Origin of the sequence: Enterobacter cloacae, from assembly GCF_011078175.1 — a bacterium.
Taxonomy (GTDB): Bacteria; Pseudomonadota; Gammaproteobacteria; order Enterobacterales; family Enterobacteriaceae; genus Enterobacter; species Enterobacter cloacae_Q.
The window spans coordinates 62,410-83,105 of the sequence record NZ_JAALCJ010000002.1; the positions used below are offsets into that span (position 1 = coordinate 62,410).

Genomic DNA, 20,696 nt, shown 5'->3' on the forward strand with positions numbered 1-20,696 from the left:
AGACAGACGGGAGCATTACAATGAAAAAGTTAGTTCTGGCCGCATTACTCGCAACCTTCGCCGCTGGCGCATCCGCCGCAGATAAAATCAATTTCGGCGTTTCTGCCACCTATCCGCCGTTTGAATCGCTGGATGCCAGCAACCAGATCGTCGGCTTCGACATCGACCTGGCGAAAGCGCTGTGCAAGCAGATGCAGGCCGACTGCACCTTTACTAACCACGCATTTGACAGTCTGATCCCGTCCCTGAAATTTAAAAAGTACGACGCGGTGATCTCCGGCATGGACATCACGCCAGAGCGCAGCAAGCAGGTCGCGTTCACCGACCCGTACTACGCGAACTCTGCGGTGGTGATTGCGAAGAAAGGAGCTTATAAATCTTTCGACGAGCTGAAAGGCAAGCGCATCGGCATGGAAAATGGCACCACGCACCAGAAATACCTCCAGGACAAGCATCCTGAAGTGAAAACCGTGGCCTACGACAGCTATCAGAACGCAATTATCGACCTGAAAAATGGCCGTATCGACGGCGTATTTGGCGACACCGCGGTCGTGAATGAGTGGCTGAAAACCAACCCGCAGCTGGGTACAGCGACGGATAAAGTGACCGATCCGCAGTACTTCGGCACCGGCCTGGGCATTGCCGTGCGTCCGGATAACAAGGCCCTGCTGGAAAAATTGAACGGCGCGCTGAAAGCGATCAAAGCTGACGGCACATACCAGAAAATCAGCGAGCAGTGGTTCCCGCAGTAATCTCTTTTTGTCGGGTGGTCTGGCCTGCGGGGGGTGGTCTGTAGGCCGGATAAGCGCAGCGCCGCCCGACAATTTCTCATAACGGCACAAAGAACCTGAACCGCGCCCCGCTCACGGACTCCATCAGCCTGATCCCCCCGCCGTGCAGCTCCAGCATTCTTTTCACGATTAACAGCCCTAACCCACCCCGGTGCTCGCGCGAGGCCTGCGGACTTAACGCTGACGGTCGCTGGAACAGATCGTCCCGTAGCGCGCCATCAACGCCCGTTCCGCTGTCAGCCACTTCAACCTGCAACCGGTCGTTCTCCTGCCATACCGCCAGACGAATGTCTCCGCCTGCTGGCGTATGGCGTATCGCGTTATCCAGCAGATTCGTCACCACCCGTTCAATCATGGAAACATCAGCATTCACCAGCGGAAGCGGACCCGGCACGTCAATGTGCAGGTTTAATTCGCGCGTGCGGGCGGTAAGTTCAAACTTCTGCGCCACGTCGGAAATCAGTTCAGCCATGGCAAATCGCTCGCGCTGGGGTTTGATGCCGCCGTGCTCAAGGCGCGCCAGCTCGAACAGCTGCTGCGACAGATGGCGCACCTTTTGCCCCTGACGCAGCGCGGTAGCGAGGTACTGCTGATGCTCCTGCGGCGACAGCGTGGCGGATTTCAGCGAAAGCGTTTCCAGATAACCCAGCAGCGACGTCAGCGGAGTGCGTAAGTCGTGCGAAATGTTGGCGATAAACTCCCGGCGCTGGCGGTCGCTGTCGGCCAGCCGATCCCACTGCGAGGTGATTTTGCGCGCCAGTTCGATAAACGTGTTGCGCAGGATCGCCACTTCATCCTTGCCGGCAGGCTCGAGCGACTGGGCCGCCAGCTGCTTAATTGCGCTGATGCTGTCCTGCTCCAGCCCGGCCACGTCCAGCGTGAGTTGTTTCACCGGGCGCGTCACCCAGTACCAGAGCAGTAACCCCGCCAGCAGACCAAACAGCGCCACCAGCAGCATCGACCACAGCGCCGTGCTCCAGAGCGCCTTGTGCCAGGCCATCTCCGCCAGCGCGTTGGACTCCTCCCCCTGCAAAATAATGTACAAATATCCCTTCAGCTCACCATCCTGCCGCAGCGGGGTGGCGCTGAAGACTTTTTTATTCTGACTTCGGGGGTCATCGCCAAACACCGGCATCACCGTCCCGCTGAGGAAATTCTGTATCGGCGCGAGGTCAATTTTTTGCCGCTGAATGTGCCCCGGCGGGGCGGCATCGGCCAGGATATCGCCATCTGGGGAGACAACATACAGCTCGACGCTCGGATTAAAGGTCATCAGCCGGTCGAACAGCGGTTTTAAGGCGCTGCGATCCACCCTGCCCTGCGCATCCAGAATCGCTTCCCGCTGCACAATCTGCTGCGCCAGCCCGCCGGAGAGCCGCTGCACCATCGCGTTACCATACTGCATGCTGCTGTAGAGCTGCACCGCACAGGCGACGGTGGCGCAGAGCAGCAGTAACACCGTAAACAGCAGCGTGAGGCGCTGGCTCAGGCTAAAGCGACGCATCATGATTCTGCTCCGCAAATTTGTAGCCTTTGCCCCAGACGGTGCGAACGATCTCAGGCTCGGCGGCATCTTTCTCTATTTTAATGCGCAGTCGGTTAATGTGGGTGTTGACGGTGTGTTCGTAGCCTTCGTGCTGATACCCCCACACCTGCTCAAGCAGTGCCAGCCGCGAAAAAACCTCACCGGGATGGCGGGCAAAGAAATAGAGCAGTTCAAATTCACGCGGGGTGAGATCGACGTGTTGACCGTTAAGACGCACGGTGCGCGCCAGCGGGTCGATAGTCAGACCGTGCGCCTGAATAATGCCGTCCGTCTGCGCCTGGCCCATCGCCTGCTGACGGCGAAACAGCGCCTTAATGCGGGCGATCAGCTCCTGCACCGAGAAAGGTTTGGCCAGATAATCATCCGCCCCGGTTTCCAGGCCGGTAATACGGTCAGTTTCACTGCTGCGGGCGCTAATGATGATAATGGGCAGGTAGCGGGTCATCTGGCGGATACGGCGGCAAATCTCCAGACCATCAACGTTCGGCAGCATCAGATCGAGGATCACTGCATCCCACGTCTGTGTATCAAGACGCTGTAAGGCAGTGTCCCCGTCGGATTCGTGGGTGATGGCGTAGCCTTCGTCTTCTAAATTGAGTCGCAGAAGCGCCGCGATATCGTGGTCATCTTCTACCAGCAGGATCTGCTTCATGGGTAAGCCTTTATTGGTTTCTCATGGCTTAAGCTTACCCGATTTCACAGGGTCAAAGAGTTCACATTTTGTTGAACATTATGCAGGGTTCATGCCGGGTGGCGGCTTCACCTTACCCGGCCTGCGCTTTGGTTAACAACGTCAGCACTTCATAATGGGCAGTATGCGGGAACATATCGAAAAGCTGAACGCGCGCAATGCGGTAGCCAGGCAGGCTGGCGATATCCTTCGCCATGGTCTGCGCGTTACAGCTGGAGTAGACGATGAACTCTGGCGCCATCCGGCTCAGGTAGTCGCACAGGGCTTTGCCAATTCCCCGGCGCGGCGGATTGACCAGCACCAGCGCCGGCACGTTGCCCTGCCCGGTGGCGAACTGCGTGGAATCCAGCGCCTGGAAGTGCAGATTCGTCAGCCCCAGCTCCGCGGCGGACTGTTTCGCGCAGGCGATAGCCTCGGCAGAAATCTCAATGCCGGTGAGCTGCATGTCTGGCGTGGCACAGTGCAGGCCGAATCCGCCGACGCCGCAGAACAGATCCCACATGTGATGAACCTGTAACGCACGCACCCAGTCGCGCGCGGCGGCGTACAGCGCGCTGGCGACGGTGGGGTTAGTCTGGAAGAAGCTTTGCGGACGGATCCACAGCGGCACGCCGTTAAAACGCTCCGCCAGCGCATGCTGGTTGGTGAAGAAAATCTCTTTCTCTCCTTCCATGATCGCCATATGCACCGGCTGAATATTTGCAGTAATAACCTTGAGCTGCGGAAGCTGTTCCTGTAACCCCGGCAGCGCCGCGCGCAGCTGCTCCAGCTTGGTTTCCGAACGCAGCACAAAGCGCAGCATCATGCCGCCGTCGATCTGGCTTTCGGTCAGCAGTAGGTACTTCAGCTCGCCGCGCCTGCGGGCAACGTTATAGGGCGTTAACCCCGCGCGGGCAATAAACGGTTTCAGTGCCGCGAAGACTGGCTCAAACGCGGCGGGATACAGCGGACAGCCGGTGAGATCTTCTGGCGTGCCGTCGCGGTGCAGCATCCCCAACAGCGGCTTTTCGACGCTGCCGCTGACCACCATTTTGGCTTTATTGCGAAAGCCCTGCTCCGGGCCGCTGACGGGTGCACACCACTCGCCCACCGCGTGTGCTGCCAGCAGCTGTTGCAGGTCGACCATTTTGGCGGTGAGTTGTTGAGGGACCGGCTGTTCTATCCACTGACAGGAGCGGCAGCGTCCGGCGTCATAGAGTGCGCACTGCATATGAAAACCTTAAGAATAACGAGGGCTGCGATTATACACATTATTGCAGACGGAAGAACCGCCGGCTCGAGGCGGGTGCAAATAGCAGGAACAGGACCAGCACATCCGGCAGTTTTTGCATAACCAGTGAATGGAAAATCTCACGTCGTGACTCACCGGGTATGCTGAACAGCTCCGGATAGCCATAGCCCAGCGAGGCGGCCCACAAATAGCTGGCGGCGGTGATTTGCGTCAGCAGATACACCCATCGCGCCCAGTTACGCCCTTTCACCAGCGAGAACGCGCAGTAGATCTCAATAAACACCAGCATCAGGCTACTGAGAAACACCAGCGTCAGATTCCACGTTTGCGCGCTGCGGTGAATAAATTCCCCCATACCACGCGGCCCCAGCGTGTTCATTATCATCAGCACATCCAGGCAGCGGATCATAATAATGGCGAGCGCCGCCACCTGCACCAACGCTGGGACGTTCGGACGAGCGTGCGAATGACGTGTTTTTTGTAAGAATCCCACTGTTTTTACTTCCCTGAAAAACAGTGCCGCGTCATACGCGGCACATCACTGGAAATAGTAATTCCTTCAGCCGCGTCTTGCACGCTGGATATCGCGCACACGCTGTTTTTCCGCGCGCGCCATCAAATACCAGGCGATAAATCCGACAATTCCGACCACGCCAAGAATAATGGACGCCAGGGCGTTGATCTCCGGATTCACCCCCATCCGCACGCTGGAGAAGACCAGCATCGGCAGCGTAGTGGCGCCCGGCCCCGACACAAAGCTAGCGATGACCAGATCGTCGAGCGAGAGCGTGAACGCCAGCAGCCAGCCGGATATCACCGCCGGCATAATCATCGGCAGCGTGATGATGAAAAAGACCTTCAGCGGCGTTGCGCCGAGATCCATCGCCGCCTCTTCAATGGAGCGATCCAGCTCGCGCAGCCGCGAGGAGATCACCACCGCCACGTACGCGGTACAAAAGGTCACGTGCGCCAGCCAGATGGTGAGCATCCCGCGATCCGCCGGCCAGCCGATGGCGTGCGCCAGCGCGACAAACAGCAGCAGCAGCGACAGGCCGGTGATCACGTCCGGCATGACCAGCGGGGCGGTGATCATAAACGCGAATCCATTCGCGCCGCGGAAACGGCCAAAGCGCACCATCACCAGCGCGGCAATCGTGCCCAGCACGCAGGCCATCGTCGCCGCCAGCGCCGCAATGGTCAGGCTCAAGCCCACCGCACTCATCATCGCATCATCGTGGAACAGCTCGCTGTACCAGCGCGTCGACCAGCCCGCCCAGACGGTCACCAGCTTAGAGCTGTTGAACGAGTAGATCACCAGCATCAGCATTGGCGCATACAGGAAGGTAAAGCCAATAATGAGGATCGCAATTCGCCACGGGGAGCGGACTACCGGTAAGTTGTTCATCCATGCTCTCCCATCTGTTTTTGCTGATGTTTGTGGAACCACATGATCGGCACGATCAGCAGGAGTAACATGACGATCGCCACCGCCGAGGCCACAGGCCAGTCGCGGTTATTGAAGAACTCCTGCCACAGCACGCGGCCAATCATGATACTGTCCGGGCCGCCGAGCAGTTCCGGGATCACAAACTCCCCGACCGCCGGAATAAACACCAGCATCGACCCGGCAATGATCCCGCCTTTGGTGAGCGGCACTATGACGCTGAAGAAAGTCTTCAGCGGACGCGCGCCGAGATCCAGCGAAGCTTCCACCAGCGAGTAATCGATCCGCGTCAGCGCCGTATAGATCGGCAGTACCATAAACGGCAGATAGGCATAGACAATCCCGATATACACCGCAAGGTTAGTGTGAAGGATGGTTAGCGGCTGGTCGATCACCCCAAGCCACAGCAGGAAGTTATTCAGTATGCCGTTGTTTTTCAGGATCCCCATCCACGCGTACACGCGGATCAGGAACGACGTCCACGACGGTAGAATGACCAACAGCAGTAAAATATTTCGCGTCGACGGCTTGCTGTGCGCCACCGCCCACGCCAGCGGGTAGCCCATCAACAAACAGCAGATCGTTGAAATAGCCGCAACCTGTAGTGACTGCAAATAGGCTTCGAAATAGAGCGGATCGTCGGTCAGTTGCAGAAAGTTACCGAGATTTAAGGTCAGCGTCAGCTGGCCATCGGCCCACTCCCACAGATCGGTATACGGTGGGATCGCCCGCGCCATCTCCGCCAGGCTGATCTTAAAGACGATCAGGAACGGCAGCAGAAATAGCAGGATCAGCCAGATATAGGGCATGGCGATGACCAGCTTGCGGCCATGCGCCATCTGCATGCGCGCCAGCCAGAGCGCGAAGCCGCCCGGTTTTTTGACGCGGGCTGGAGGTTCAAGTGTACTCATGACCGCTCCTTATACCGTCAGGACTACGCAACTGTCCGCATCCCAGCAGAGGCTTACTTCGTCGCCCCAGGTTGGCTGTCCCTTGCGATACCGATGTTCGTTCTGCAACTGGGCGCTGAGCATCTGCCCACTTTTCAGGCGCACATGGTAAATCGACAGATCGCCGAGATAGGCAATGTGTACCACTTCGCCCACGGCAAAGTTATAGCCATCGGCGGGCGGCTCATCGCAAAGCATGATTTTTTCCGGGCGCAGGGCAACGTAAACCGGCACGTTGTCCACCACGGAGTTATCAGAGTCAACCTTCAGCGGGTGCACCAGCCCCGGCGATTCAATCACCAGCCCGTCGTCCTGGCGTTCCTTCAGCAGCCCTTCGAAGACGTTCACCGAGCCGATGAACTCCGCGCTGTAGCGGGTTGTCGGGTGTTCGTAAATCTCTTCCGGCTCGCCAATCTGCACGAACTTACCGCGATTCATGATCGCAATGCGTCCGGCCATGGTCATCGCCTCTTCCTGGTCATGGGTCACCATTACGCAGGTCACCCCCACGCGCTCAAGGATATCCACCACTTCCAGCTGCATCCGGTCGCGCAGCTTTTTGTCCAGTGCGCCCATCGGCTCGTCGAGCAGTAATAATTTTGGACGCTTGGCCAGACTTCTTGCCAGCGCCACGCGCTGACGCTGGCCGCCGGAAAGCTGATGCGGCTTACGCTTCGCAAACTCCTGCATATGCACCAGGCCCAGCATCTCCGCCACGCGCGCGGCGATTTCGGCTTTCGGCAGCTTGTCCTGCTTGAGACCAAAGGCGATGTTCTGCTCGACGGTCATGTGTGGGAACAGAGCATAGGACTGGAACATCATATTAATGGGCCGCTGGTACGGCGGCACGCTGGAGAGGTCAACGCCATCCAGCACGATTTGCCCGGCGGTGGGCTGCTCAAACCCGGCCAGCATGCGCAGCAGGGTCGATTTACCGCAGCCGGATGCGCCGAGCAGGGCGAAAATTTCACCTTTATAGATCGTCAGGCTGACGTCGTCCACGGCATGCTGGCCGTCGAAGGATTTGGTAAGGTTACGAATTTCAAGAAGCGGGGTCAGCGCTTTACGGACTTTCGCCTGCGGGCGGGGGATCGCGTCATTCACGGGGTACTCTCCGGCATAGATCAACACTGGTGCAAACGCACCGTCAGGGTGCGCATCGCCGGGCAGCGCGAACGCTTGCCCGGCCTACGGGATTTGTCGGCCCGGTAAGCGACAGCGCCACCGGGCAACGATATCAAACGCCGTTACTTACCGCTTTTCACCTTCGTCCACGCGCGGGTACGCACACGGTCAATTTTTGGTTCCTGCACTTTCAGGGTGAAGAGCTTGGCAAACACATCGGCTGGCGGATAGATTGCCGGATTATTGCGGATCTCTTCGCTCACCAGCGGCACGGAGGCCTTGTTACCGTTGGCGTAGTAGACATGGTCGCTGATGTGGGCAATCACGTCCGGACGCATCAGGTAGTTGAGGAACTGATACGCTTCCTCTTTGTTTTTCGCATCAGCCGGCATCGCGAAGACGTCGAAGAACGCCAGCGCCCCCTCCTTCGGAATGAAGTAGGAAACATTCACGCCGTTTTTTGCCTCTTTCGCACGGTTTGCCGCCTGCCAGACGTCGCCCGCCCAGCCGATGGCCACGCAGATATCCCCGTTAGCCAGGTCATTGATGTACTGAGAGGAGTGGAAGTAGCGAATATTCGGACGCAGCTTCAATAGCAGGTCGGTCGCCGGGCCGGTGTAGTCGTCGGCCTTGCTGCTGTTTGGATCTTTGCCGAGGTAGTTAAGCACGGTGGCGAAAATCTCTTCCGGTGCATCGAGGAAAGAGACGCCGCAGCTTTTGAGCTTCTCGAGGTTTTCCGGCTTCAGCACCACGTCCCAGCTGTCCAGCTTGACGTCCGGGCCCAGCGCCGCTTTGACTTTATCCACGTTATAGCCAATACCGGTGGTCGCCCACAGGTAAGGCATCGCGTATTTATTCTCCGGATCGTGCTTCGCCACCAGCTTCAGCACTTCCGGGTCAAGATTTTTCCAGTTCGGTAACTTGCTCTTGTCCAGCGGCTGGAAGACGCCGGCGGTCAGCTGACGCTCCAGGAAGCTTGCGGAAGGCACGACCAGGTCAAAACCGGTGCTGCCCGCCATCAGCTTTCCTTCCAGCACTTCGTTGGAATCAAATACGTCGTAGACAACCTTAATGCCGGTCTCTTTTTCAAAACTGGCGACGGTGTCCGGCGCAATATAGTCCGACCAGTTATAGACGTGGAGTGTTTTTTGTTCCGCAGCGAGCGTGCCGGCAGAGACGGCCATCAGCGCACCCGCAACCAGACCCGATAACCATTTTTTATTCAAGGCGATCATAGTGTTATTCCTTCTGAAAGTCCGTTAACAAACGAACCAAAACTGTGCAGCCTGAAGATATGCAATAATCATGCATAGTTTGTCGATCTGCCCGAAATAAAATACCCCCTCTTCCCGGCAGGCTCCGCTCGCTTTTTTAAGCACCGCAAGAATAACTGTAGCCCGTGTCTCCGGCTATAGCCCAGACGAAAAAACGCCTTTTATCAATTTTTTATGCAGATTATGTCTACGTGATAAGCCGAAACGGCCGGAGAGGAGGTGAAAAACTCTTTAAAGAAAGGTTAAAAGCAGCAGAAAAAACGGTGTTATGCAGCCGCTCTGGCAGCGACTGCGCAAAAGTCAGACAGGCTTAGTGGAGAAAATGGGGAGATGCATCATTATTCTCCGCATCGTCTTCCGCGCTATACAGCAGGTGATGCGCGTTGGCTTCCATCATTACCATGGAAATTTGCTCTTCGCTCAGGCGCATAAACCAGGCGAACTGCTTGAAGGAGAGCCCCGCGCCGGAGAATAAAGACTGGCAAACCACCAGCTTCGGCAGATTATCATCCTGTATGTCGAGAAACGCTTTCACCGTCAAAGAACTGGCGTTGATCGCTGACAGATCGGACGCCAGCGCCAGCAGCGCAGAAGGTTTTACTTCAGCCAGCGCCGAGAACAGGATCACGTCGTTAATCAGATCGATTTTGGCATCGAAAATGCCATCGAAATTTTGCATATGAGGCAGATGCAGCGCCTGGCAGGAGTCGCATTCGAAGAAAGTGATACCGGCATCATCAAGCCATTGACGTAACGTATCCAGTGTAGGGACGACCTGTAAATCCATCGCTGTGCAGCCTCTTAAATAAAAACGTTGTCCAGATTACGCAAAAAGTACGCGCGGATCCATTTAACCGCCCGTTTTCAGGCAAAATCCCGGCGTCGCATGGCGTTCAATCCATGCGATCATTTTACCGGCAATATCGACGCCTGTGGTTTTTTCCACCCCTTCCAGCCCCGGCGAGGCGTTGACTTCCATCACCAGCGGCCCGCGCCCGGCACGCAGCAGATCGACCCCCGCCACGTCCAGGCCCAGCGTCTGCGCCGCTTTCACCGCAATCTCGCGCTCGCGTTCGCTGATAAGGGCTACCCGGGCGATACCGCCGCGGTGCAGGTTAGAGCGGAAGTCGCCCTCTTTCGCCTGCCGTTCGATGGCGGCCACCACCTCATCGCCCACCACAAAGCAGCGGATGTCGCACCCGTTGGCCTCTTTAATATACTCCTGCACCAGAATATGGGCATTCAGACCGCGAAATGCGTCAATCACGCTTTCAGCAGCCTGACGCGTCTCCGCCAGTACCACTCCGATACCCTGCGTGCCTTCCACCAGCTTAATGACCAGCGGCGCACCGCCTACCATGTCGATCAAATCGCTGGTGTCGTCGGGCGAGTGGGCAATTCCGGTGACGGGCAGGTCGATCCCCTGGCGCGCCAGCAGTTGCAGCGAGCGCAGCTTATCGCGGGCGCGGGAGATCGCCACGGACTCGTTGAGCGGATAGCTTCCCAGCATTTCAAACTGGCGCAGCGCGGCCGTGCCGTAATAGGTGATCTGGGAGCCAATGCGGGGAATGACCGCATCAAAATGCGGGAGCTTGCGGCCTTTATAATGAATCGACGACGCCGCAGGGTCGATGTTCATATAGCAGGACATCGGATCGAGGATCTCAACCTGATGTCCGCGTTTCGCCGCCGCTTCTCGCAGGCGTTTACATGAATAGAGCGTTCCATCCCGGGACAATATGGCAATTTTCACCCTGCACCTCTCTAAAGACATGGGAAAAACCTGCCTATCATACACGAGGCGCAGGAGGAATGGACTAACGCGTTGCCCAGCCCTGTTTGTGCAGATATTCAAGAATGAACGGACGGTTCTCCTTAATGATGGTGCGACGAATATGGTCGCTCCAGGTGTCGCGGCGGTTGTTGCTGTCGCGCGTCAGATAGTAGTTCGCCAGCTCTTCATCGTATTGATGCAGAACGTCCTGGTCGACCGGCTGGTAGTGGTTTTCATGCACCAGCATCGCAGCAGGAATGCGCGGCTTCAGATCCGGGTTATCCGCCGGCCAGCCGAGGCACAGGCCAAACAGCGGCAGCACGTGTTTCGGCAGCTTCAGCAGTTCCGTTACGCTTTCGATGTTGTTACGCAGCCCGCCGATATAAACGCCGCCAAGCCCCAGCGATTCCGCCGCCGTGAGCGCGTTTTGCGCCATCAGTGCCGTATCCACCACGCCCAGCAGCAGCTGTTCCGCCAGCCCCAGCTCGGCCTCGGGGCAGATTTGCAGGTGACGGTTAAAATCGGCGCAGAACACCCAGAACTCAGCCGCCTGGGCAACGTGCTTTTGTCCGCCCGTCAGCGTTACCAGCTGCTCACGCATCGCCGGATCGGTAATGCGGATAATGGAGCTGCACTGCAAAAAGCTGGAGCTGGAGGTGCCTCTTGCGCTGTCAACGATCGCCTCCCGCTGCGCCTGGGTAATTGGCTCATCGGTGAAATGACGAATGGAGCGGTGGGAACGAAGCAGGTCAATGGTTGGCGTCATGTTGTCTCTCTTTGTGTTGCATAAAACGTATGGCAGCCAGTATAGGCAATGATCCACATGATGTAATTGGCGAAACATAGCCTGACTGTATCAAAGTGACAGGTGAAACCTTCTTTCCATGACGGCAGGTTATCGTGCACTATAGGGATTATTCGCCGTCAGGCTTGTTTTTTGAGGAGAGAGAAATGTTTGCAGTAATTTTTGGTCGTCCAGGATGCCCTTACTGTGTGCGCGCGAAAGAGCTGGCTGAGAAGCTGACTGAAGAACGTGATGATTTTAACTTCCGTTATGTGGATATTCACGCGGAAGGCATCACTAAAGCCGATCTGGAAAAAACCGTGGGTAAACCGGTTGAAACCGTGCCGCAGATCTTCCTGGACCAGAAACACATCGGCGGCTGCACCGATTTTGAAGCCTACGCCAAAGAACACCTGGGCCTGTTTGCGGCTCAGTAATGCAAAGACGCCCTCACCCTGAGGGCGCCTTTATTTACGGTGCTTCCGCTGTTGCAGCAGGCTGCGCGTAAATAAGAAACACAACGCCCCCAGCGCACACCAGAAAACGCCGCTCAACAGCCACGCCACTTCCTGCCAGACGCTTCTCGACGAGATGAACAGCAGGCGCATCAGGAGTAAGCAGAGGGGAGCCGCAAGCATGGCCCCAATAAGCGGCATCACCACCTCACCTTTGCGCGAGAGAAAACTGGCCACTGCCCCCGGCAGGATGAAAAACAGCAAACCCAGCTCGGGATGTCCGGACGCTCTGAAGGCGCCCTTCACGTTAAAAGCGAGCGACATGCAAACGACCGTAAACAGCAAAAAACAGCTGATTACGCCAGCCCAGTTTCGTTTAAAGTTCAAACTATCCTCCTGACTTATCTCTATCAAATACAAAAATCGTCCGGTGGACGCCCAGTCAGATAAAGCAATGCGGCAATCCTTGCCAAAGCACGCACAGAAGTCGTGCGATAATAGGTGGCTGTCGGTAGCTATTACGATTAAACTAACCGACTGCTAGTGTTTAGGGTATTTATCAGGAAGCAGGGAGATGCGAAGTGATTCCCTGACTCTGAAAACAGTAGCCCAAATAGTCCTTTCATTCAACAACTTACTGGTAAACAAGAAGTTAGCCTCCGTGAATATAAACGTCGCAGACTTGTTAAATGGGAATTACATCCTGTTATTATTTGTGGTACTGGCGCTGGGCCTTTGTCTGGGTAAATTACGCCTGGGTTCAGTTCAACTTGGTAATTCCATTGGCGTTTTAGTCGTCTCCCTGTTATTAGGTCAACAACATTTCAGTATTAACACGGACGCGCTTAACTTAGGTTTCATGCTGTTTATTTTTTGCGTTGGCGTGGAAGCCGGTCCGAACTTTTTTTCCATTTTCTTCCGGGACGGCAAAAATTACCTGATGCTGGCGCTGGTCATGGTCGGCAGCGCCCTGCTGATTGCGTTAGGGCTGGGCAAACTGTTTGGCTGGGACATCGGCTTAACGGCCGGTATGCTGGCAGGCTCAATGACCTCCACGCCGGTGCTTGTTGGCGCGGGGGATACGCTTCGTCATTCTGGCATGGCAGGCACGCCGCTTTCCTCCGCGCTGGATAACCTGAGCCTGGGCTATGCCCTGACCTATCTGATTGGTCTGGTGAGCCTGATTGTTGGCGCGCGCTATCTGCCAAAACTTCAGCATCAGGATCTCCAGACCAGCGCCCAGACCATCGCCCGCGAGCGCGGCCTGGACACGGACTCCAAACGTAAAGTTTACCTGCCGGTGATCCGCGCCTACCGCGTCGGGCCGGAGCTGGTTGCCTGGACCGACGGGAAAAACCTGCGCGAGCTGGGGATCTACCGTCAGACCGGCTGCTACATCGAACGTATCCGTCGTAACGGCATTCTGGCGAACCCGGACGGGGACGCGGTGCTCCAGATGGGCGATGACATCGCCCTTGTTGGCTACCCGGACGCCCACGCGCGTCTCGATCCGAGCTTCCGCAACGGGAAAGAGGTGTTTGACCGCGACCTGCTGGACATGCGTATCGTCACCGAAGAGATTGTGGTGAAAAACCACAACGCCGTGGGCCGCCGTCTGGCACAGCTGAAGCTGACCGACCACGGTTGTTTCCTCAACCGCGTGATCCGCAGCCAGATTGAAATGCCTATCGACGATAACGTGGTGCTCAATAAAGGCGATGTGTTGCAGGTCAGCGGCGATGCCCGACGTGTTAAAACCGTTGCCGACCGTATCGGCTTTATCTCGATCCACAGCCAGGTGACGGACCTGTTAGCCTTCTGCGCCTTCTTCATTGTCGGCCTGATGATCGGGATGATCACCTTCCAGTTCAGCAACTTTAGCTTCGGCATTGGTAACGCTGCCGGTCTGCTGTTCGCCGGGATCATGCTGGGCTTCCTGCGAGCGAACCATCCCACCTTCGGCTATATCCCTCAGGGGGCGCTGAACATGGTGAAAGAGTTCGGTCTGATGGTCTTTATGGCGGGTGTCGGCTTAAGCGCCGGGAGCGGCATTGGCAACGGCCTGGGCGCGGTCGGCTGGCAAATGTTGGTTTCCGGACTTATCGTCAGCCTGGTACCGGTGGTGATCTGCTTCCTGTTCGGCGCCTACGTGCTGCGCATGAACCGCGCCCTGCTCTTCGGCGCGATGATGGGCGCGCGCACCTGCGCACCGGCGATGGAGATCATCAGCGACACCGCGCGCAGCAATATCCCGGCGCTGGGCTATGCAGGCACGTACGCAATCGCCAACGTGCTGCTGACGCTGGCGGGTACGCTGATCGTCATTATCTGGCCAGGACTCGGATAAATCTCAAGTTTGCGTGTGGCTGAAAAAAATTTTCGTTACGCGCAGAACTTTTTACGCAGGGTGCAGTCATAACTAGTGCCACTGCTTTTCTTTGATGTCCCCAATTTGTGGAGCCCATCAACCCCGCCGTTTTGGTTCAAGGTTGATGGGTTTTTTGTTGCCTGAAGAAATAACCTTTTAAATTCAAAATTTTACATGCATTACGTTTGGTCATTGGCGACATTATGGCGACAGATTTTTTGCATGTCAGGTTTGATTCCACAAAACCGAGCTTTACAGCTCACCCGCCTCTAACTTTTGCGGCTCCGTATGAAAGTACATAGCCAACTATCAGCGCTCCAAAACACCCGGCGAATTTCATCCATGTACTTTCAAACCAGAAGAATGACCCCATAGCAAAAATCACAGCCAGAAAGGTGATGGTTCCCTCAATTGCGTGGGACATTAACGATTTTACAAATTTCATTCTGTATTCCTTTGCAAACAATAGGGTGTCCTTCAATGAACACCAGGTAAGGCTCTAACTGCTGTTCAACGAGAAAATAGACCATATCCAGATTCTCTTTTGACACCCTGGCGTATGTAGAGGGATATTTGGCTTTCATCCGTCTTGACGCTCTGGCTGATTCTTCAATGATTCCCTGAAACATCACAACGTTTAACGCTGCTGAAGCGCTGAACCGAATAAAATGCTTGTACGCCTGATCAATGGCCAGACGGTTCAACATCAGACTTGCGGTTGTCTGTGCCAGAGCTATTTGCCCTGCTGTTCGCCCACCAGCGCTCCCGGCTCCGTAACCCAATTTATTGTTTACGGCCTCTTTACCATCATCATTGAGTTTCTGATAGAACGACGTGAAAACGATAGTTATCAATCTGCGTAGTGGTGACTCAGCGTTACCCAGGCTCTTGAGCATATAAAAAAAACGCTCCGTCTCAGCCTGATTTCTTTGCTTAGCGCTATCCCCGGCAAGCCCGCTTCCCTCCCAGCTTCTTACAACACCCATGTAAGCTGTGTTTGGTATGGAGGAGATCCCATCGAGTATCCCTAATGCGACCTGTTTAGCATCCATATCTCATCCGTATTGTTCTGAACCCGAACAAAGAATAACCAAAGCTCACGGGCGCTTCCAGACGTAATTTTTCAGTTTTCCAGAAATCCTTAGTTTCCCCCTTTACCGCGCCAGCTCTGCCCTGTCGCCCGATTGCGCCGTTAAGACAAGAAACCAAAACGATCCTTCAAATCTCACATAAATTTATTTTTTCTCTTATTTATCTGTTGGTTACGAATTTCCTTAGTTCCTCCACAGATCCATAAAAGTGAAAAACACTGAAATTCTTTTCTAGCTTTTCAGTTCCGGTTTTCCGCAAAGCCGCCAGCACTGGCGTGGTCTGGCGGTCTGGTTTGTAGAAAAAAAAACTGAAAAATTTTTATGATCCAAAAACCGCAGGTGGGTGCGGTGTAGTGCGATTTTGGTCTGCGAAAGATTTTTTGGCCATGCTGTGACGCGCCAGCGCCCTGCTGGGGGCTCGATCTGCTTTAAGGGTGGCGCTAACTGCCTGAAAGGCTGGAACACGCCAGAGCGCTACTAGTTGCGCGTGGCAAAGTCTGTATGTGATGATATTTCTGTTGGATTTTGGAACGAGTCACTCAATGTTGAACTTATCTATTCGCACTAAAAGCTCGCCGATAAATCGCATATTGGTTAAAAAACATCAAGTCATTATCCTAAAAATACCCTGCTTTTCATAAACATGCTCTGCTTTGAACTTCCATATTAGTTACAGATATACGCTGGAGCGGATAGAAACACTATGGAGGGGACAGGAATGCAGTTTTCAAGTTCAGTAATAGCAATGCCGGTCTTCGGGGATGCAGCAAAAAATCGCTCAATTGAGCTGAAGTGCGAGGTCAGTAAGCATGTACCATTCTGAAGAGATCATCCGCCAGCTTCAGAGCCAAAAGATACTGGCAATGAAGCTGGACCGGGCGGTACGTGATGTAGGTGAAGAGGTAAAGAGCCACCTGAATAATATAGGTGCCGGTGCCCAACGCCTGCTGTACTACACCTCCTGCTTTACTGATGAATATTACGATGTATGCACCCGACAAAACCTGGAGGACGCTCGATTCCGAAAGGGCATATTCCATCTCGTTTCTCGCTGGAACATCGTCTTTGACCTAATCAACACGTACGTAGAGGAGCTGGTTAAGGATTATTCCCCGGCAGAATTATCAGCGATACAGCATGCATTAATGCGCGCTAACGTTTATATATCCACCAGCACGCTAACCTCGTATTCATTCTCTGCAGGCGTCGCATCGACTGTTTGCCTCTATGTGACCCTTCCACCTTCAGGGTTAAAGGTCGTTTCAGGATTAACGGGCGCGGCTATTGGAGGGCTGGGGATATACGGGGTTGTGCAAAAAGCTGCTGACAGCGCTCATCGCCTGCAAGTGATGCATCCCGCCTACTATCAAGCGTTATACCTGCGAGAACTGGAGATGATGTATTTCCTGGTGGAGCCTGCTTTTATGCGCGCGGGCGTGCTAACCCAGCAATGGACTGACAGTCAAAGCCCTTATGATGCTGCTGACACGATCCTGAAGCTAATGGGTAGACACTGATGGGCTTTTTAAGACGCTGGTTCAAATCTCAGGCTCAGTTTTTCTTCTGGACCTATGTCCCGATCATCCTCACGTTCATTTTTGGCTATGTCCTTGACGTTTACTTCCCTGAGGTTAGCCAGGGATTCATCCTCCTGTTTTACCTGGTAACACTGGGACTGGCTTACTGGATATGGCATTGAGGAACATCAATGCGTTACGCTTACTAATAAGGAAATTACATGTCTACACCCGCACACCTATGGCTAGAAGACGAGAACGGTTCGCCGATTATCGGTAGCTGCATGATGCCCACGCGTCTTGGTTCCATAGAGCTAAAATCGTTCTCCCACGGTGTAACCATTCCGGTTGATCCAAGCTGGGGTAAACTCACCGGCACGCGCGTCCATCGCCCTATTACGATAGTTAAAGAATTTGATCAGACTACCCCGCTTCTTTACCGCGCCGTGTGCGAAGGGAGAGTTATGAAGAAGGGGATCATTAAGATGTACCGCATTCTGGAGTCCGGGATCGAGGCCGAATATTTCAATATCGTGATGGAAAACGTTAAGTTCACGACAGTGGCACCCTTCATGACCCCTAACGGGATGAGCAGCACCCATCTTGAAACGCTCGAATTGCGTTACGAAGCAATCTCATGGAAGTACACGGAGGGGAATATCATTTACCGTGACACCTGGAACGATCGCTGCTGCGCCTGGGCACAGAAGAGCGTTGAAAGTGAGCAGATATAAAGAAACCGTCCCCCTGGGGCGGTTTCTTTCCCATGACTATCAGGAGTAGTCCGGACAAGCCATAAAGACTATTTTGACCTTAGCGAGTCCTCCAGTCGCTTTTTTATCCTTCCTGCTATCTCCTTCTTCTCTCCTTTACTACAATCACATATGATTTAATGCATATGACACAAAACATTCAGGATGACAGAATGCTCCACCCGCTCCAGCTCTTCAAAACCCTTTCCGACGAAACGCGGCTCGCCATCGTCATGCTTCTGCGTGAAGCGGGCGAGCTGTGCGTCTGCGATCTCTGCGCCGCTACCCACGAGCCGCAGCCGAAGGTCTCCCGCCACATGGCCTTACTGCGCGAGGCCGGGCTGGTCTTTGACCGTCGCGAGGGTAAATGGGTTTATTACCGTCTCTCTCTCAACATGCCTGCATGGGCGGCAGCCGTTATCGACACCAGCTGGAACTGCCTGCGGGAAGAGACGCGTATGAAGCTGAAAAACCGACTTCCGGGCTCGTGTTGACCAATACATATTCACAATAACAGATATAACGGAGTAAAAGATGTTTCTGGCAGGGGCTATTTTTCTGTTTACGCTGGTACTGGTTATCTGGCAGCCCAAAGGGCTCAGTATCGGCTGGAGCGCCACCATTGGCGCCGTGCTGGCGCTGATGAGCGGCGTGATCCACATTAACGATATCCCTGTGGTATGGAATATCGTCTGGAATGCGACGGCAACGTTCATCGCCGTCATCATTATCAGCCTGCTGCTGGATGAGTCCGGCTTTTTCGAGTGGGCCGCGCTGCACGTTGCTCGCTGGGGGAACGGTCGCGGGCGATTGCTGTTTACCTGGATCGTGCTGCTGGGCGCAGCCGTGGCGGCGCTGTTTGCCAATGACGGCGCGGCGCTGATCCTCACCCCTATCGTCATCGCTATGCTGCTGGCGCTGGGGTTCAGCAAGCAGGCTACGCTGGCGTTCGTGATGGCAGCGGGATTTATCGCCGATACCGCCAGCCTGCCGCTGATTGTCTCCAACCTGGTCAACATTGTGTCGGCGGATTTCTTTAAGCTGGGCTTTAGCGAATATGCCTCGGTGATGATCCCGGTTGATATCGCCGCAATTGCCGCGACGCTGGTGATGCTGCATCTGTTCTTCCGAAAAGAAATTCCCCCGGAATATGACCTGGCAAAACTCCGTGAGCCTGCTTTGGCCATTCACGACCTGCCAACGTTCAGAACGGGCTGGATCGTGCTGCTGCTACTGCTCGTCGGTTTCTTTGTGCTTGAACCTCTGGGTATCCCGGTCAGCGCTATCGCAACAGCTGGCGCGCTGATTTTGTTTGCCGTTGCAAAACGCGGGCACGCCATTAACACCGGAAAAGTGCTGCGCGGCGCACCGTGGCAGATCGTTATCTTCTCGCTGGGGATGTATCTGGTGGTGTATGGCCTGCGCAACGCCGGGCTGACGGAGTCTCTTTCAGGCGTTCTTGATCACTTAGCCGGATACGGACTCTGGGTTACCACGCTGGGAACCGGATTTATCACCGCCTTCCTGTCATCCATAATGAACAATATGCCAACGGTGCTGATTGGCGCGCTCTCCATTGAGGGTAGTGCTGCAACAGGGTTGATTAAAGAGGCGATGATTTACGCTAACGTGATTGGCTGCGATTTGGGGCCGAAAATCACCCCCATCGGGAGTCTGGCTACCCTGCTCTGGCTTCATGTGCTGGCACAGAAAAACATGACTATAACCTGGGGCTACTATTTCAGGACGGGCATCATAATGACGCTGCCGGTTCTCTTTGTGACGCTCGCCGCGCTGGCGCTACGTCTCTCCTTCACACTGTAACGAGTAACGCATATGAGCCATATCACCATCTACCACAACCCGGCCTGCGGCACGTCGCGCAATACGCTGGAGATGATCCGCAACAGCGGTACGGAACCAGAGATTATACTCTATCTGGAAAACCCGCCGTCGCGCGATGAACTCACCAGGCTGATTGCAGACATGGGGATTCCCGTGTGCGATCTGCTGCGCAAAAACGTCGAGCCCTATGAGCAACTGGGCCTTGCCGGGGGAGATTTCACCGATGACTAGCTTATCGATTTCATGCTGCAATACCCCATCCTGATTAACCGTCCGATTGTGGTGACGCCGCTGGGCACCCGTCTGTGCCGCCCTTCTGAAGTCGTTCTTGACATCCTTCCGGACGCGCAAAAAGGGGCATTTACGAAGGAAGATGGCGAAGTCGTCATTGACGCCTGCGGGAAAAAAATCTCCCGACAGTAGGCGTAACCGGGGCGAGGAGCTATCAGGCGGTATCCTCGCCTGCAATCCGCCCCACCATCACCCGGATCGCCTCCCGGGTTAACGGCGCCCGATCGGTCACAAAATGCAGCGTCATCCCCTCGATAAACGCATCCAGCGCGCGGGCGGTAGCCGGGTCAAACCACTGCTCCAGCGTAGTCTGGCTCATCTTCATCCAGTCCTGCATGACCGTTTTCAGCGCGGCGCGGCGGTGCATAAAGGCATACAGCTGATACATCAGCGCCATATTGTGTGGCGTGGTCACGGCAGAACTGTGGATCAGCGAGGTAATGGCCTCGCACGCCCTCGCCCGTCCGTTAACCCCCGCGAAGAAATCCCGGTACTGCTGAGACATCTGCTGCGTAAACCACATGAATGCCTCCTCCAGAAGCGGCTCCATCCCGTCGAAATAGTAGGTCATCGACCCCAGCGGCACGCCTGCGCAGGTGGCAATCTTGCGGTGCGTGACGGCATGAATACCGTACTCAGCAATGGTGTCCAGCGTAGCCCGGAGTATCTTTTCGCGGCGGTTAGGGTCGTTCGGTGGTCTGCTCATAAAATCCTCACCCGGTTTATGTACAAATGTACACAAAGTTGCTAGTGTTGTCGCTATTGTT

Annotated in this window: 21 protein-coding genes and 1 pseudogene; 8 read left to right on the plus strand and 14 right to left on the minus strand. The window is 55.2% G+C overall.

From position 1 onward, the window contains the following. Positions 1-20: 20 nt before the first annotated feature. Complete coding sequence (gene artJ, locus G6Q29_RS04495; RefSeq protein WP_165464699.1) at positions 21-752, plus strand: arginine ABC transporter substrate-binding protein ArtJ; 732 nt, start codon at positions 21-23, stop codon at positions 750-752. 76 nt (positions 753-828) lie between these two features. Here the strand turns inward: artJ and G6Q29_RS04500 are convergent, their stop codons facing one another. The 11 genes from G6Q29_RS04500 to nfsA form a co-directional block, all read right to left on the minus strand. Then, positions 829-2,298 carry a sensor histidine kinase gene (locus G6Q29_RS04500; RefSeq protein ID WP_165464700.1) on the minus strand — a complete coding sequence of 490 codons (1,470 nt, stop codon included), beginning with the start codon at positions 2,296-2,298 and terminating at the stop codon, positions 829-831. Then, positions 2,282-2,989 (minus strand): response regulator transcription factor, encoded by a 708-nt coding sequence (locus G6Q29_RS04505; protein ID WP_165464701.1) that lies wholly within the window; start codon positions 2,987-2,989, stop codon positions 2,282-2,284. The genes G6Q29_RS04500 and G6Q29_RS04505 overlap by 17 nt, the downstream gene beginning before the upstream one ends. A 112-nt stretch (positions 2,990-3,101) precedes the next feature. Beyond that, entirely contained in the window at positions 3,102-4,238 is a 1,137-nt protein-coding gene (gene rlmC, locus G6Q29_RS04510; protein ID WP_165464702.1) for a 23S rRNA (uracil(747)-C(5))-methyltransferase RlmC, read from the minus strand. A 40-nt stretch (positions 4,239-4,278) separates the two neighbouring features. After that, positions 4,279-4,776: a YbjO family protein gene (locus G6Q29_RS04515; protein ID WP_165465073.1), complete on the minus strand. Its 498-nt coding sequence runs from the start codon at positions 4,774-4,776 to the stop codon at positions 4,279-4,281. Positions 4,777-4,818: 42 nt separating this feature from the next. Further along, a complete protein-coding gene (potI, locus tag G6Q29_RS04520; RefSeq protein ID WP_003858378.1) occupies positions 4,819-5,664 on the minus strand; it encodes a putrescine ABC transporter permease PotI in 846 nt (281 codons plus the stop codon). After that, positions 5,661-6,614, minus strand: coding sequence for a putrescine ABC transporter permease PotH (gene potH, locus G6Q29_RS04525; RefSeq protein WP_165464703.1), 954 nt, complete (start codon positions 6,612-6,614; stop codon positions 5,661-5,663). Before potH ends, potI begins: the two co-directional genes overlap by 4 nt. A gap of 9 nt (positions 6,615-6,623) precedes the next feature. Next, positions 6,624-7,757 (minus strand): putrescine ABC transporter ATP-binding subunit PotG, encoded by a 1,134-nt coding sequence (gene potG / locus G6Q29_RS04530; protein ID WP_165464704.1) that lies wholly within the window; start codon positions 7,755-7,757, stop codon positions 6,624-6,626. Positions 7,758-7,900: 143 nt separating this feature from the next. Next, positions 7,901-9,013: a spermidine/putrescine ABC transporter substrate-binding protein PotF gene (gene potF, locus G6Q29_RS04535; protein ID WP_148388089.1), complete on the minus strand. Its 1,113-nt coding sequence runs from the start codon at positions 9,011-9,013 to the stop codon at positions 7,901-7,903. A 349-nt stretch (positions 9,014-9,362) separates the two neighbouring features. Beyond that, positions 9,363-9,839, minus strand: coding sequence for a YbjN domain-containing protein (locus G6Q29_RS04540; protein WP_165464705.1), 477 nt, complete (start codon positions 9,837-9,839; stop codon positions 9,363-9,365). Positions 9,840-9,902: 63 nt separating this feature from the next. Further along, on the minus strand, positions 9,903-10,805 hold the full coding sequence (rimK, locus tag G6Q29_RS04545) for a 30S ribosomal protein S6--L-glutamate ligase (RefSeq protein WP_017384877.1): 903 nt from the start codon (positions 10,803-10,805) through the stop codon (positions 9,903-9,905). Between the two features lie 64 nt (positions 10,806-10,869). Further along, a complete protein-coding gene (gene nfsA / locus G6Q29_RS04550) occupies positions 10,870-11,592 on the minus strand; it encodes a nitroreductase NfsA (RefSeq protein WP_165464706.1) in 723 nt (240 codons plus the stop codon). Between the two features lie 185 nt (positions 11,593-11,777). On the opposite strand from nfsA, the gene G6Q29_RS04555 reads away from it, so the two are divergent. Continuing rightward, a complete protein-coding gene (locus G6Q29_RS04555) occupies positions 11,778-12,047 on the plus strand; it encodes a GrxA family glutaredoxin (protein ID WP_006809455.1) in 270 nt (89 codons plus the stop codon). A gap of 30 nt (positions 12,048-12,077) precedes the next feature. Here G6Q29_RS04555 and G6Q29_RS04560 read toward each other — a convergent pair whose 3' ends face one another. After that, positions 12,078-12,452: an inner membrane protein YbjM gene (locus G6Q29_RS04560; RefSeq protein ID WP_165464707.1), complete on the minus strand. Its 375-nt coding sequence runs from the start codon at positions 12,450-12,452 to the stop codon at positions 12,078-12,080. 274 nt (positions 12,453-12,726) lie between these two features. On the opposite strand from G6Q29_RS04560, the gene G6Q29_RS04565 reads away from it, so the two are divergent. Continuing rightward, complete coding sequence (locus tag G6Q29_RS04565; protein ID WP_165464708.1) at positions 12,727-14,412, plus strand: aspartate:alanine antiporter; 1,686 nt, start codon at positions 12,727-12,729, stop codon at positions 14,410-14,412. Between the two features lie 428 nt (positions 14,413-14,840). Here the strand turns inward: G6Q29_RS04565 and G6Q29_RS04570 are convergent, their stop codons facing one another. Continuing rightward, entirely contained in the window at positions 14,841-15,485 is a 645-nt protein-coding gene (locus tag G6Q29_RS04570; protein WP_165464655.1) for a hypothetical protein, read from the minus strand. A gap of 848 nt (positions 15,486-16,333) precedes the next feature. Between G6Q29_RS04570 and G6Q29_RS04575 the strand changes: the two genes are divergently transcribed. The 5 genes and pseudogenes from G6Q29_RS04575 to arsC all read left to right on the plus strand — a co-directional run bounded on the left by G6Q29_RS04575 (position 16,334) and on the right by arsC (position 20,061). Further along, complete coding sequence (locus G6Q29_RS04575; RefSeq protein ID WP_023305769.1) at positions 16,334-17,041, plus strand: hypothetical protein; 708 nt, start codon at positions 16,334-16,336, stop codon at positions 17,039-17,041. Between the two features lie 221 nt (positions 17,042-17,262). Further along, the gene (locus tag G6Q29_RS04580) at positions 17,263-17,775 is read left to right on the plus strand and encodes an Hcp family type VI secretion system effector (RefSeq protein WP_165464709.1); all 513 of its coding nucleotides are present in this window, start codon (positions 17,263-17,265) and stop codon (positions 17,773-17,775) included. Positions 17,776-17,966: 191 nt separating this feature from the next. After that, the gene (locus tag G6Q29_RS04585) at positions 17,967-18,287 is read left to right on the plus strand and encodes a metalloregulator ArsR/SmtB family transcription factor (RefSeq protein ID WP_165464710.1); all 321 of its coding nucleotides are present in this window, start codon (positions 17,967-17,969) and stop codon (positions 18,285-18,287) included. A gap of 40 nt (positions 18,288-18,327) precedes the next feature. Continuing rightward, entirely contained in the window at positions 18,328-19,617 is a 1,290-nt protein-coding gene (locus G6Q29_RS04590; RefSeq protein ID WP_165464711.1) for an arsenic transporter, read from the plus strand. Between the two features lie 12 nt (positions 19,618-19,629). Continuing rightward, positions 19,630-20,061 (plus strand): annotated as a pseudogene (gene arsC, locus G6Q29_RS04595) (glutaredoxin-dependent arsenate reductase). A 22-nt stretch (positions 20,062-20,083) separates the two neighbouring features. Here arsC and G6Q29_RS04600 read toward each other — a convergent pair. Beyond that, the gene (locus tag G6Q29_RS04600) at positions 20,084-20,635 is read right to left on the minus strand and encodes a TetR/AcrR family transcriptional regulator (RefSeq protein WP_165464712.1); all 552 of its coding nucleotides are present in this window, start codon (positions 20,633-20,635) and stop codon (positions 20,084-20,086) included. Positions 20,636-20,696: the final 61 nt, after the last annotated feature.